9 protein-coding genes are annotated in these 13,920 nt (G+C 52.3%); 5 read left to right on the top strand and 4 right to left on the bottom strand.

The features are described from left to right. Positions 1-8 precede the first annotated feature (8 nt). The 3 genes from J7619_RS19535 to J7619_RS19545 form a co-directional block, all read right to left on the bottom strand. Positions 9-1,523: a DUF1501 domain-containing protein gene (locus J7619_RS19535; RefSeq protein ID WP_291202352.1), complete on the bottom strand. Its 1,515-nt coding sequence runs from the start codon at positions 1,521-1,523 to the stop codon at positions 9-11. A 2-nt stretch (positions 1,524-1,525) separates the two neighbouring features. Then, positions 1,526-4,750: a DUF1553 domain-containing protein gene (locus J7619_RS19540; protein ID WP_291202355.1), complete on the bottom strand. Its 3,225-nt coding sequence runs from the start codon at positions 4,748-4,750 to the stop codon at positions 1,526-1,528. A 351-nt stretch (positions 4,751-5,101) separates the two neighbouring features. Further along, positions 5,102-5,329, bottom strand: a complete 228-nt coding sequence (locus tag J7619_RS19545; RefSeq protein ID WP_291202358.1) for a hypothetical protein — start codon at positions 5,327-5,329, stop codon at positions 5,102-5,104. Positions 5,330-5,635: 306 nt separating this feature from the next. Here J7619_RS19545 and J7619_RS19550 point away from each other — a divergent pair, with 306 nt between their 5' ends. Further along, positions 5,636-6,481, top strand: coding sequence for a neutral zinc metallopeptidase (locus tag J7619_RS19550; RefSeq protein WP_291202361.1), 846 nt, complete (start codon positions 5,636-5,638; stop codon positions 6,479-6,481). A 12-nt stretch (positions 6,482-6,493) separates the two neighbouring features. Here J7619_RS19550 and J7619_RS19555 read toward each other — a convergent pair whose 3' ends face one another. After that, positions 6,494-6,724, bottom strand: coding sequence for a DUF4287 domain-containing protein (locus J7619_RS19555; RefSeq protein ID WP_291202364.1), 231 nt, complete (start codon positions 6,722-6,724; stop codon positions 6,494-6,496). Between the two features lie 126 nt (positions 6,725-6,850). Between J7619_RS19555 and J7619_RS19560 the strand changes: the two genes are divergently transcribed. From J7619_RS19560 to J7619_RS19575, 4 genes are all read left to right on the top strand, one after another. Then, the gene (locus J7619_RS19560; RefSeq protein WP_291202367.1) at positions 6,851-7,231 is read left to right on the top strand and encodes a response regulator; all 381 of its coding nucleotides are present in this window, start codon (positions 6,851-6,853) and stop codon (positions 7,229-7,231) included. 54 nt (positions 7,232-7,285) lie between these two features. Then, positions 7,286-8,992 carry a PAS domain-containing protein gene (locus J7619_RS19565; RefSeq protein WP_291202371.1) on the top strand — a complete coding sequence of 569 codons (1,707 nt, stop codon included), beginning with the start codon at positions 7,286-7,288 and terminating at the stop codon, positions 8,990-8,992. A 140-nt stretch (positions 8,993-9,132) separates the two neighbouring features. Then, the gene (locus J7619_RS19570; protein WP_291202374.1) at positions 9,133-12,354 is read left to right on the top strand and encodes a SusC/RagA family TonB-linked outer membrane protein; all 3,222 of its coding nucleotides are present in this window, start codon (positions 9,133-9,135) and stop codon (positions 12,352-12,354) included. Positions 12,355-12,375: 21 nt separating this feature from the next. Further along, positions 12,376-13,818, top strand: a complete 1,443-nt coding sequence (locus J7619_RS19575) for a SusD/RagB family nutrient-binding outer membrane lipoprotein (RefSeq protein WP_291202377.1) — start codon at positions 12,376-12,378, stop codon at positions 13,816-13,818. Positions 13,819-13,920 lie beyond the last annotated feature (102 nt).

Below are 13,920 nucleotides of genomic sequence, written 5' to 3' on the forward strand. Positions count from 1 at the left end.
ATATGAACCTAGACCAGAATATCCTTCACCAGCTTCCCGTGCACATCGGTCAACCGGAATCGCCGGCCCTGGAATTTGTAGGTCAGCCGTTCGTGATCGACACCCATCAAATGCAGCAAGGTGGCGTGGAAATCGTGGACATGCACCGGATCTTTGATGATATTGTAGCTGAAATCGTCGGTTTCACCATAGCTGATCCCTGATTTTACACCGGCGCCGGCCATCCACATCGTGAAGCAACGCGGGTGATGATCACGGCCGTAGTCGGTTGCGCTGAGCTTTCCTTGCGAATAGACAGTCCTGCCGAATTCTCCGCCCCAGATCACGAGTGTGTCATCGAGCAGGCCGCGCCGTTTCAGGTCCATGATTAATGCACCGGTGGCCTGGTCGGTGGCTTTACATTGCTGGGCAATAGCCTTTGGCAGGCCGCCATGCTGGTCCCATCCCTGGTGGTAGAGTTGTACAAATTTCACGTCCTTTTCCAGCAATTTCCGGGCGAGTAGGCAGTTGGCTGCATAGGTGCCCGGGTCGCGGCTATCGGGACCGTAAAGTTCAAAAGCATCGTCGGGCTCCGCGGAGGTATCCATCACATCGGGTACGGAGGTTTGCATTCGGAAAGCCATCTCGTACTGCGCAATGCGGTTATTGATTTCCGGATCGCCGTACGCGTCGTTTTGGAGCTGGTTCAGTTTGGAAAGATAGTCAAGCATTTCCTTCCGGTCGCGGCCGTCGTAACCTTCCGGATTATTCAGGAAAAGCACAGGGTCCTTACCAGACCGGAACTGTACACCTTGGTGGCGTGATTCCAGAAAGCCGTTTCCCCATAAGCGTGCGTAAAGCGGCTGGTCTTTCGGGGCATTTTTGGAAACCAACACGATGAATGTAGGTAAATTGTTATTGTCGGTGCCTAGCCCGTAGCTCACCCACGAGCCGATCGACGGCCTACCCGGGAGCTGATTGCCCGTCTGGAAAAAGGTAATGGCCGGGTCGTGGTTGATGGCCTCGGAATAAATGGATTTGACGATGCAGAGATCGTCTACTACCTTGGCCGTATAAGGCAGGAGCTCGCTGACCCAGGTTTGGGTTTTTCCATGCTGGTTGAACCCGTAGATTGACGGAGCCATGGGGAGCACGCTTTGGCTGGCGCTCATTCCTGTGAGCCGCTGACCTTTCCGTACCGAATCGGGCAGGTTTTGGCCTGCCATTTGGATTAGCTTGGGTTTATAATCAAATGTTTCGAACTGGGAGGGGCCGCCGGCCATGAACAGATACACCACCCGCTTTGCTTTGGGTGCGATATGCGGCAACGCTTTCAATATATCTGATTCCAAATCTCCGGTTGTGGCGGCTGCCTGGCGGGTTGCAGGACCATACAGCCTGTCGAGGCCGAAAAGCGATCCTACGGCCATGGCACCCAGGCCGAGGGAGGTCTGGGTAAGGAAGCGGCGGCGGTCCAGTTTCCGGTGCAGTTCATCGAACTCGGGCGTATGCAGGCGGAACTCTTCTTCGTGATGGTGCTGCATGATTATCGTTTGGTTAAGGCGGCGTCTGAATTGAGAATGGTGCTTGCTACTACGCTGTTGGCGGCAAGTAATGCGGGATCCAGCGTTTTGTCGGCCACACGTTGGCCGGTATGGAGCCATCCCGCTGTTTTTTGGGGGTCTTTCCGAAACTTGTCTTCCTCCACTTTTCGCAATGCGAGCAACAAGTTTACTTCCTTCACGGGCGGTTTGCGGCCGGTGAGCTTGCGGTAAGCAGTCGTAATGGATTGGCGCGCGTCGGGAATAAGGGTCATTTGCTCGCCCATTACCCGCATCGCCTCCACGAATGTCGGGTCGTTGAGTGTGACGAGCGCTTGCAACGGTGTGTTGGTTTTTTGCCTCCGTACCACACAGAAGCTTCTCGAAGTAGCGTCGAATGTGGCCAGCGTCGGGTTCGGTACCGAGCGCTTCACGATCACGTACAGGCTCCGGCGATACACTGCATCGCCCGAATCGGGGGTGTAGGTGGTGTTGTTGATCGACCATAGCCCTTCCGGTTGGTAGGGTTTTACGCTCGCACCACCGATTTGGGGGTTCATCAATCCGCTTGCCATCAATGCGTTATCGCGGATCATTTCGGCCGACATCCTGTTCGCAGGTCCGTGTGCGTACAATCGGTTTTCGGGGTCGCGCTCGCGTACTTCTCTGCTTGTGCGGGAGTCCTGGCGGTAGGTGGCCGACATGACAATCAGTTTGTTCAGCTTTTTTACGTCCCAGCCCGATTCGCGGAATGTTACGGCCAGCCAGTCGAGCAGCTCGGGATGGGTAGGCAGCTCGCCCTGGTTACCGAAGTCCTCCGTGGTTTTGACGAGCCCGGTGCCGAAGAAATTTTGCCAGTAGCGGTTCACAGCCACCCGTGCGGTCAGGGGGTTATCCGCGTGCGTGAGCCATTGTGCAAGTCCGTAGCGGTTTTTGGGTAGGTTTTTGGGGTATTCCAAAATCGAAGCGGGTGTCGACGGGAACACCTTTTCGCCTAATGCGTCATAATTCCCGCGAAGCAGGATGTGTGCTTGCTTGGGTTTGGGCATTTCCTGCATCACCATCAGTTCGCGGATATGTTCGGTAGAATCCGATAGCTGCGTGCGTGCATCACGCAGGGCCATACGTGCCTTCGCGGTCGCCGGGTCGATGGCGGAAATGTAGTAATTTTTTAATGCTGCGGTTTCTGCGGAAGTCAGTTGCGTGGCATTCTTCGGGCCTATGGCCGACCACGACGATTTGCGAGCCAGGATACCCGTTTCAAATGGCGTAAGCTCCCGATTGTATACGGTAATGTCATCCACCTGGGCATTTTTTAACCCAAAACCGCGCCACCACGCACCAACCTGCAAGCCGGGCTGAACGGCGGATTTAAAGAGAATATCTTTGGTCAGCTGATCCATGGTCGTTTCCATCGCAGCTTCCTGCCCATTGACATACAACTTGAACCCGGCAGCTTTGGAAGAACCGTCATAGGTAACAGTCAATTGCACCCATTGGTCCTTCGGAACAGGCTGCTTACTCACTCTTGTGAGCGCGTCCGATGGTGCGGTATGCGCCATATTCAGTTCGAGACGGTCGTTTTTGAGGTAGAGATGATAGCCCCGGAAATTGTAAAGGCGCTCGGCCTGACTTTTGTGCAGGATCACGCCTTCATGCAGTTCCTTAGGGATATTTACCCAAATCCCCACACTGAACGGTTCCGATTTTCGGAACACGCCATTCTGTCCGAGGTCGAGGTAAACGTCGCCATCGAGCCGGAGGGATTTTCCATCGGACTTTGCCGCGAATACGGGGTCGCCGCCGGGAGAGCCCGCTTCCCGCTTCATCACGCCGGTTTCCTTCGCATTTGCCGCATTGCGCAGCGAGCCGTTTTCAAAGGTATAATGGGCCTGCAAACCGGCCTTAGGCAATTGTTCTTTGGTCAGATTTCGGTAGCTGCCCTCATTCATCCATTGCTTGAAACCGGCTTCCGCATTGCGCTGGGCAGCTGCAAGCTGCTGTTCCTGGGTTTTGATCCTGGTTTGGATAAACCGGAGCGTCTGTTCCTGTGCTGCGGTGGGCAGGAGCATTGTCGGCGTTGGTAATGCATCGTCCCATGATATTTGCCCGGCTTCTTTCACATTATTGAAGAAGCTGAACAGCTCGTAATAGTTTTTCTGTGAAATGGGGTCGTACTTGTGATCGTGGCACTTGGCGCAGCCTACCGAAAGACCCAGGAATGCGTCGCCGAAGGTGTTGGTGCGGTCGACAACGTATTCGGTTTGAAATTCTTCTTCAATGATGCCGCCTTCCATGTTCTGCTGATGGTTGCGGTTGAATGCGGTAGCGATGCGCATTTCCTTCGTCGGGTTGGGCATGAGGTCGCCGGCGAGTTGCCAATGGACGAACTGGTCGTAATGCATGTTTTTGTTGAATGCGTTGATCACCCAGTCGCGGTAAGGCGACATATCCCTCAGCCTGTCGACCGTATAGCCATGTGAATCGGCAAAACGGGCCAGATCGAGCCAGTCGACGGCCATTTTTTCGCCATAATGCGGAGATGCGAGCAACCGGTCGACCTGCTTTTCGTAGGCGTTCGCCGAATTGTCTTTTAAAAACGCATCCGTTTCTGCCAGCGTCGGCGGAAGGCCGGTAAGGTCCAGCGAAACGCGGCGGAGCAGTATTTCTTTCTCTGCCTGCGCGGAAGGTTGCAATTGTTCTTCTTTCAGTTTTTTGAATACAAAATGATCTATCGGATTGATCGCCAGGTTATCGTGCTGCGTATCCGGAACGTCGGGTATTTCAGGTTTTACGAATGCCCAATGCGGCTTGTATTCGGCGCCTTCATCGATCCAGCGGATCAAAATCGCTTTCTCGCGCGCGGAGAGGCTCAGGTGCGACTCAGGCGTGGGCATCATGTATTCCGGATCGGAGGAGATGATACGATGAAAAAATTCACTGTCGGCCAGATCGCCGGGGTCAATAGCGGTCAGTCCCGAATTTTTGGACACTTTATGAAACGCAGATTCGGCCATGTCCAGGCGGAGGCCGCCTCTTTGCTTCGCTTTATCCGGTCCGTGGCAGGCAAAGCATTTGTCGGAGAGCACGGGTTTAACGTGTTGGTTATAATCCAGCTTATCGGGCAGCGCTTTCATGGCAACCTCCACGTCCTCGGGTAGTTTGGGGGAGCACGCAAAGAAATGTCCGGCCAGCAAAACCCACAAAAAGAAAAATTGAATATGCTTCATACCAAATGATACCCGATTGATCTCCACCGATTTCCAGGTCGGAAAAATAGCAAAAGCCGCGAGCCGTGCCGTTATACGCTCTTTGTCGGGGTTTTGTTTGGCGATGGAGCTGGCGAGGTATGCGGAACGGGCAATGGACTCTGGACGTGTGTAGTTTTATTGATTTTATGCAAAAATACGGAGAATAAGTTCAAAAAGTTGATCGCGGGTTGATCGAACCTGATACTCCGTTTGCGTAGCCATCAGGCAGGCTGGGATGATTTGGCGGGAGGACCGGAGAGAAAAGAGTATAAAGCAGAGAGGAGAGTAAAGAGGAACGTCAGGAGTTGAGTGCTTGCAACAGCAGGGCTGCTACTGCGGCGTAACGGCCGCCGGGTCGTTGTTTCGGATGGACACGCGAATGTCCTCGATCTGGTGGTGGTTAAGCCAGCGTTGAAAATCCAGTGCGTGTTCAGGCTGGTGGTGAACGATCGCCCCGTTGGTCAGCATCAGTGTAAATGTGCTGTACGCCTGCAGAAACTTACAGACTTCAGTGGATTGATACTCGAATCCTGCAAAGTAAGGTTTAGTGTAAGACATAGGCCGATTTAATTAACTTCTGGTTGCCTAAAATTAAATACATCGGCTATCGGTCGAAGAATTTATTGAGCAATGTTTCGGAATTACTTATTTAACGGCTTTACAAGTTATTGTATGGAGAAAAGCCTTTACGGAATATGCATATTGTAGACTTTCACGACAATTCTTGTAGGGCGGAGGGGCCATTGTAAAATTATCGCGGCACACCTCTTTTCATGGTTGGCATTATTTCTATATTTGAGTGCCGCGGGTTCGGATACCGGACCCGCATTAAGTTCTAGTTTTAACCTAAAATACATCAACAACATGCGTTGGCAGGATTTACGCAGAAGCAGCAACGTTGAAGACCGCCGCGGAATGTCGGGCGGGGGCAAAGTTGCATTGGGAGGCATCGGGGTGATCATCGTGGTCGCTATCGGGCTGCTTACCGGTCAGGACCCGCAGGAGATAATTTCCAACATACAAGGCGCTCAAACCGAACAGGCCGAAACCCGGCAGGCTGGGCCGCGCCCGGACGACAAAACGGCGGATTTCGTGTCGGCGGTGTTGGGAAGTACCGAGGATGTATGGACGCAGATTTACGCGCAGAATAACGCCGAGTACGAGAAGCCGGTGTTACAGATGTTTTCGAATGCTACGGAAAGCGCTTGCGGCGGGGCGTCGTCGGCTATGGGGCCATTCTATTGCCCGGCCGATCATAAGGTTTACATTGATCTTACCTTTTGCGACGAGCTGCGCGACCGGTTCAATGCGCCCGGCGAATTCGCGGTCGCGTATGTAGTGGCGCATGAGGTGGGCCACCATGTACAGAACCTGATGGGGATCTCGCAGCAGGTGCAGGAGCAGCGGAGAAGGCTGAGCGAGGCCGATTACAACAAGCTGTCGGTAAAACTGGAATTACAGGCCGATTTTCTCGCGGGCGTGTGGGCCAACCACGCCAACCAGATGAGTAAAATCCTGGAACCCGGCGATTTGGAAGCGGCATTGACCGCCGCCAATGCCATCGGTGACGACAAGCTCCAGAAGGAATCTCAGGGTTACGTGGTACCGGACGCATTCACGCACGGCACCTCGCAGCAACGGATGTACTGGTTCAAAAAGGGTTATGAAACCGGCGACCTCGCTCAGGGGCGTTTTCAGGATATCCGGTAAGCGGTGTAGAGGTCAATCGCTGTTTTCGTCCTTGATGCCTTTCAGCAATGCGTAAATGGCCATGGCGTGCCCCTGGCCAAGCTCATAATCCGTTTTAAGCCATTGAACAATATCGCCAGCCTTCGTGCTGGCTTTTAATTGTCCGTTGGCCGTGAAGCCTTTTTCTTCTGCAAGCTTCCGGAAATCGTCGGGGCCCTTGCCGGTTTTGGCGAGGATGGTTTTGAGGTATCCCTGGAATGACATATGGTTTTCGGTTGGTTTAAGGAATTGAAAGCGCAAAATATAGGGTATATTAATTCGCTGCAAAGGTTTACTTGGTTTAAGTACCGTTGTAATATAATTTGCAAGGATTTTTACGCTCCCTATTGAATGCTTTATCAGAATATTCTTCTCATCGATGATGACGAAGACGATCAGGAAATCTTCCTGACAGCCCTTGAATGTACCCGAAAACCGGTTCGCTGCACTGTTCTGGACAGTGCCAGGACGGCTTTAAGCCAGATTCACCGCGGGGAACTCGAAACCGATCTTATTTTTCTTGATCTCAATATGCCCCTTATGAACGGGCAGCAATTTTTAATGGAGATCAAAAAGGATGAAAAACTCCGCAAAATCCCGGTGGTGATTTTGTCCACATCTTCCAATGCAGCGACAGCAATGCAGGTAAAAGAACTGGGTGCGTGCCATTTTTTTACAAAACCGGGTCGTTTCGAAGATCTGGTGGCGATTCTCGATGAAGTATTGGTCTAGCCGCCCAGTTCTGGCGCGATTATAGTAGTTGCATCTGCGTATTCATTCATTCATATGGATTTACGTAGGCCCAAAGACGACCAGTTTTTTCATTTTATTCAGGGAGGCGGCGAAATGGGTGCTCTGACGCGCTCGTTCGACTGGTCTCAAACGCCGATCGGTCCGCCGGAGCAATGGCAGCAAAGTTTGCGGACGACCCTGGGGATCGTGCTGCATTCGGCATTCCCGATGTTCCTGTTCTGGGGCGACGACCTGATCTGCTTTTATAATGATGCTTTCCGCCCGAGCCTGGGCGCGGAGGGCAAACATCCGGCGCTCGGAAGGAAAGGGGAGGAGGTATGGCCGGAAATCTGGGACTTCATCGGCCCGTTGCTAACCAAAGTGATGACGACCGGTGAGCCCGTGTGGTTTGAAGATCAGCTTGTGCCGTTTTTCAGGAACGGCAAGATCGAGGATATTTACTGGACGTTCAGTTACAGCCCTGTTTACGACGACAGCGGTCGGGTTAATGGCGTATTTGTGACCTGTACCGAGACCACCCAGAAGGTGATGATATTCAACCGGCTGCACGATTCCGAGCGGCGCTTTCAGAACCTGGTGAGCGATGCTACGGTGGGGATAATCGTACTCATCGGAAAGGATATGGTCGTGGAGATTGTCAACGATGCTTATGGGCAACTAATTGGCCGTTCGCGCGAAGAGCTGCTTGGCAAACCGCTTTTTTCCGTGATCCCGGAAACGGAGCCGCATTTCAGGAATGTGTTGGAAGGGGTCAGAACGACCGGTGAACCGATTTTTCTCAGTGAGCATCCCTATTTCGTGTTTGTGGATAACGAACGAAAGGAAGGGTTCCTGAACCTGGTGTACCAGCCCTACCGGGGCGATGACGGCAAAGTGCATGGCGTAATGATCCTCTGCCAGGATGTGACAGCACAAGTGGCTGCGAAATTGCAAATGGAGGAGGTCGTAGCCGAACGCACACGGGAGCTGGCGACGGCAAACCGGCATTTGCAACGTTCCAATGCAGAGCTGGCGCAATTTGCCTACATTGCTTCTCACGACTTGCAGGAGCCGGTTCGGAAGGTAGCTACATTTACCCAAATGCTGGAAGCCGAACTGAATGGCACCACTGATCGCCAGCGCAATTATCTGGATAAAATCAAGAATGCGTCGTCGCGAATGCTGCTGCTGATCCGTGACGTTCTAACCTTTTCCCAATTGTCGAGGGACACGGACCTGGTTGCGGAAACCGACCTTAACCTCGTGCTCGATAATATTGTGGACGACCTCGAACTGCTGATTGGCCAAAAACGCGCGTCGATCACTTATCACGAGCTTCCGGTGGTGGAGGCCGTTCCGTTACAGATGGCGCAGCTCTTCGGAAACCTTATTTCCAATGCATTGAAATTCACAAAGAGTGGTGTGGACCCCGTCATTTCCGTTTCAGCGGAAATGTTGAATAAAGCGGATTTGAAATCATACCCGATGTTGGATCCCCGGTGTGCTTATCATCATTTGCAAATCAGCGACAATGGTATCGGCTTTGAGCAGGTTTATGCCGAACAGATTTTCGAAATTTTCCAGCGCTTGCATGGTAAGAAGGATTTTGAAGGGACAGGTATCGGACTGGCGATGTGTAAGAAGATCCTTCAAAACCACCACGGGCATATTTACGCCACTTCCAGAGAAGGCCAGGGGGCCACTTTTCACATTCTAATACCTGAAAGCCAGTCCTGTTTTACCGATTCGTCGACACTTTAACCTCAGTCGTCGATTTCCTTTACGTTCGTCAAGTACCCCTCAGTATACGTATTCCGATTTCGCCTTTAAAGAATATTTAATCTTTAAATTTTACCAATATGGCGCAATCGATACGAAGTTGTTTATCGGTCTTACTGGCCATGCTGTTTTGTGTATACGAAGCAGCCGGGCAGGACAGGCGTGTGAAAGGCAGGGTTACAGATGAATCCAATGCGGGCATACCGGGCGTGAGCGTGCTCGTGAAGGGTACTAACAACGGCACCAATACCGACGCGGACGGAAAATTCAGTATCGCTTTGTCCGCCGGCAGCCACGTGCTTACCGTGTCGTCAATCGGTCATGTGACCCAGGACGTTAACGTACCCGCCGGAATGACCGAGGTGACCGTCAAGCTGAAAGCCGACATAAAGAGCCTCGGAGAAGTGGTGGTAACCGCACTGGGGGTGCAGCGCAGCACGCGGAATGTCGGTTATGCGGTGCAGCAGATCGACGGCGGGGGCATCCAGGAGGCCCGGGAGGTGAATTACATCAATTCCTTGCAGGGGAAACTGGCCGGGGTGCAAATCGGCGGGAACAGTGGCTCGATGGGCGGCTCGTCGCGGGTAACGATCCGGGGTTTGAAATCCATTTCGGGCAATAACAATGCATTGTTTATCGTCGATGGTGTGCCCATGGCGAATATGAACCTGAATTCGTACGGTGTTACCGGTGGGCAGGGGACCGGCGGTGGCGGCTACGACTATGGTAACCCGGCGCAGCTCATCAACCCTAACGACGTCGAGAATATTTCGGTACTCAAAGGCGCCGCGGCGACGGCACTTTATGGTAGTCGCGGACAGAACGGGGTCATTTACATTACCACCAAAACCGGCAAGGGCTCCGGCAAACTTTCGTTGAATTATGACCTGAATATCCAGGCCGACCAGGTGTCGCTTTTACCTAAGTTCCAAAACCTTTACGGAGGCGGCGGAAGTTCGAGTTTTACGAAGTTGTATGTCAATCAGAACCCGTCCGGCTTCCTGCCTGGCGGTGGTACTTACGACGACGGCGATGGCAAGGGTCGTTACGATCTCATTCCCGACTACGGTACCGACGAATCGTGGGGCCCGAAAATGGAAGGTCAGCTGGTGCGGCATTACTGGTCGTGGGACCAGGACCGGAATAACCCGAATTTTGGTAAAACAGCCCCGTGGAGCGCGCATCCTGACAACGCGAAGGATTTTTTCAAAACCGGCGTCACATTCTCGAATAACCTCTCCGTGGCCAGCAGCGGTGATAACGGCTCGATCCGTTTTTCGGCAGGGCAGACCAAGCAGAACTTTATTTACCCGGGCAGTAACCTGAACCGCTTTTTTATCAGCCTGAATACGGTTTATAAATTTACCGACAAGTTTACATTTAGCGGCGGGATCAATTATGTGAATGACCATTCCAAAGGCCGGCCGGGAACGGGTTTCTTCGGCAATAACCCGATGCTGTTTTATGTGATGTTCGGGCAGCGGCAAATCGCCGACGCTTACCTGCGCAATTACAAGTACGCGGATGGTACCGAGCAGTCGTGGAACCGCACTGCGTGGAATATCCAGAAACCCGCATTTACCCAGAATCCGTACTGGAACCAGTACGAAAACTACAATACCGATCAGAATAACCGCTATTTCGGCAATGCAGGCCTTACTTACAAGCTGACAGACTGGCTCTCTGCCGACGTCCGCGTTTTCTCGGATTATCTCAATCACCTCGACGAGGTCAGGAGCGCGAAAGGCTTTTTTGTAGGTTCTTATGCCAAACGGGCGGTGATTAATAATGAGAACAACTACCAGGGAACGCTGAATGTCAATAAGAGCTTCGCCGATTCCAAATTCACCCTGGAAGCAGTGGCAGGGGGCAACATATTGAGGATCAAGTCGAGTATCGATGCCGGAAATACGAATGGCGGATTGCAAAACCCGATGGTGTATGTGCTGCAAAACTCGGTGACGCCTGCGACCGTTTCCAATTCTTATGGAAACAAGCAGATCAATTCCGTTTTCGGCTCAGTCACATTAGGTTATAACAAATACCTGTACCTCACTGCCACCGGCCGCAACGACTGGGCATCCACACTCAAGCAGACCGGCAATTATTCCTATTTCTATCCGTCGGTATCGGGCTCGTTCATTTTCTCCGACCTGATCACCGATTTGAAATGGCTTACGCTCGGGAAGGCGCGCCTCTCATATGCACGCGTGGGTAACGATGCCGATCCGTACTCGGTGTCAAGGTATTACGATTATGTGGCGCCATTTGATACTTATCCTTTGCAAAGTACTTCGGACAAGCTTTTCAATAGCCGTCTGAAACCGGAATTATCATCGGAAACGGAAGCGGGGGTGGATTTCAAATTCTTCAACGACCGCCTCGGAGCTAATTTTACCTACTACAACCGTAAGACGAAAAACCAGATCTGGAATGTGCAGATTCCTTCGGAAAGCGGCTTTACCACGAAAGTCGTGAATGGCGGCACGGTGCAGAACAAAGGGATCGAGCTTACACTTTCGGCTACACCGGTAATGACAACCCATTTCAGCTGGCGGGTAGGACTTAATTTTTCCAAAAACAAAAACATTGTCCTCGACCTGAACAGTACCGGCGATAATATCGCGGGCATCGAACGGTTCATTATCGGTACCGAGCGCCGGACCAACAAGGTATCGATGGTAGCGCAGAAAGGAATGTCGCTCGGCACGATGCTGGGGACGGATTATGTGTATGATTCCAAAGGTAACCGGACGGTGGCCGACAACGGGACTTATAATGTGACTGCCACGCCTGTGATCATCGGCGACGCCAACCCGGATTTCATCGGCGGACTTTCGAATATGCTGAGCTACAAGAATTTTTACCTGTCGGCGCTGGTTGATTTTCAAAAGGGTGGTGATTTCTTTTCATATACCAATTTGTACGGCAACAAGTCGGGTATGCTGAAAGAGACGGCAGAGAATGGTATCCGCGAAAATGGCGTGATCAACCCGGGTGTGAAAGCCGACGGATCGCCTAATGACATCGCAGTAGCTGCCCGGACGCACTTTAATGCCGATGGCGGTAACCGGATCAGCAGGGCTAACCTCTACGATGGCAGCTACATTTACCTGCGTGAGGTGCGGCTGGGCTGGTACCTACCCGATAGCTGGGCGCAGAAGATCCGGATGCAGGCATTGCGCGTGACGCTTACCGGACGGAATCTTTGGTTGATCAAAAGCAATGCGCCGAATGTTGACCCTGCCAACATTACCAATTCCATCAGCAATCAGATCGGCTTTGAAGGTGGGGCATTGCCAGCCGTGCGAAGCTATGGTGTGAACCTGAATGTTACTTTCTGATCCGGCTTTAAATCGAATGATATGAAAAACAAGATATTACTTCTACTCGCGATCCTGCTGGGCTTTACGGGTTGCGACAATTTCGAATCGCTGAATACCGACCCGGCGCGGTCGAGTGAAACGCAGCCGGAATTTCTTCTTTCCAATGCAGAAAAGCGTGCTTGCGACTTGATGTATGACACCTATTTCAACGGGCGGATCGGCATGGAGCTTTCGCAATACTGGATGGGTACCGACAAAACTTCCGACGGGCGCTTCCTGTTTACCAACGACGGCCTCTGGGCAGGGCTTTATGCCGGCCCCTTGATGGATTTGAAGGAGATTAGCAACTACTATGACCGGCATCCCGCAGAAAAAAGCGCCCATACCCTGGCCGTTGCCGAGATCCTGAAAGCCTGGATTTTTCACGTGCTTACCGACGTGTATATCGATATTCCTTACACGCAGGCATTGCAGGGCGAAAGCATTCCCCAACCGGTATTTGATCAGGGAAGGGATGTTTACACAGCGTTGCTTAGCTCCCTGAAAACGCAGATCGATGTGCTTTCCGGTGCGTCTTCCGGAGTGATCCGCGGGGACATTATTGCCAAAGGTGATGCGCAGCAATGGATCAGGATCGCGAACGCGTTACGCATGCGCATCGCGATGCGTATGGCCGACGCCGCGCCGGCGGAAGCGAAGACCGTTATCGAAGATGCCGTCAAAAATACGTTGACCGGAACCGCACAAGACGTGTATTTCCCATATAATGTGGCTACCACGAGCAACCGCTTTCCATATAATGATGTCGAACGTCCATTGGTGGAGTTTGCCGTTACTTCTACGCTGGTGGAATATCTGCAGTCGGTCGACGACCCGCGCCTGCCGATTTTTGCACGGCCGGATGAAACCAATGGCAAATACATTGGCAAAGTTTACGGTACAGAGGCCAATATGCCAACGATGATAGGCCTTTCTAAGCCGGGTGTGATTGCTTACAGCGGCTCGGCCAAGGGTTACGTGATCACTTTTGCGGAGGTGGCATTTATCAAAGCGGAAGCTGCGGCGCGTGGGATGAATGTGGGAAATGATACGCCGGAGGCACTTTACAATGAAGCCGTGAAGGCCTCGATGGCGCAATGGGGCATTACGGACGCGAAAGCGGTCGAAACTTATCTGAAAGCGGTGCCCTACAAGGCAGGGGCCTGGAAGAATGTGATTGGTTCGCAGAAATGGATAGCAATGTACATGCAGGGACTGCAATCCTGGCTGGAACGCCTGCGGCTCGATCCGAAGAAGCCGGACGGCAGCGTACTATTTATCCCCCCGGCGTCGGGTAGCCTCGATCCGGACGTGACCGATGTGCCCAAACGGTTGAAATATCCCAGTAACACACGCGCCAGCAATGCACAAAACAGTGAAAGTGCTGCCAAGCGTATAGGCGGTGATACTCAGGCGGTGAAGAACTGGTGGGACGTCCAATGAAAATTAAGATTTTGTTAAAGCATCCTCTATCTTGATTCGGCTCCTTACCTTTGGCGCCGAATTAAGTTTGGATGTGAGATGACGCACGAAAAAATATTTGTT

The organism is Dyadobacter sp. (genome assembly GCF_017744695.1).
Lineage (GTDB): Bacteria > Bacteroidota > Bacteroidia > Cytophagales > Spirosomataceae > Dyadobacter.

Excerpts from the sequence above, each read along its gene's own strand:
- J7619_RS19535 (WP_291202352.1), bottom strand. The coding sequence starts at position 1,523 with ATGCAGCACCATCACGAAGAAGAGTTCCGCCTGCATACGCCCGAGTTC.
- J7619_RS19560 (WP_291202367.1), top strand. The coding sequence starts at position 6,851 with ATGCTTTATCAGAATATTCTTCTCATCGATGATGACGAAGACGATCAG.
- J7619_RS19540 (WP_291202355.1), bottom strand. The coding sequence starts at position 4,750 with ATGAAGCATATTCAATTTTTCTTTTTGTGGGTTTTGCTGGCCGGACAT.
- J7619_RS19550 (WP_291202361.1), top strand. The coding sequence starts at position 5,636 with ATGCGTTGGCAGGATTTACGCAGAAGCAGCAACGTTGAAGACCGCCGC.
- J7619_RS19570 (WP_291202374.1), top strand. The coding sequence starts at position 9,133 with ATGCTGTTTTGTGTATACGAAGCAGCCGGGCAGGACAGGCGTGTGAAA.
- J7619_RS19555 (WP_291202364.1), bottom strand. The coding sequence starts at position 6,724 with ATGTCATTCCAGGGATACCTCAAAACCATCCTCGCCAAAACCGGCAAG.
- J7619_RS19575 (WP_291202377.1), top strand. The coding sequence starts at position 12,376 with ATGAAAAACAAGATATTACTTCTACTCGCGATCCTGCTGGGCTTTACG.
- J7619_RS19565 (WP_291202371.1), top strand. The coding sequence starts at position 7,286 with ATGGATTTACGTAGGCCCAAAGACGACCAGTTTTTTCATTTTATTCAG.
- J7619_RS19545 (WP_291202358.1), bottom strand. The coding sequence starts at position 5,329 with ATGTCTTACACTAAACCTTACTTTGCAGGATTCGAGTATCAATCCACT.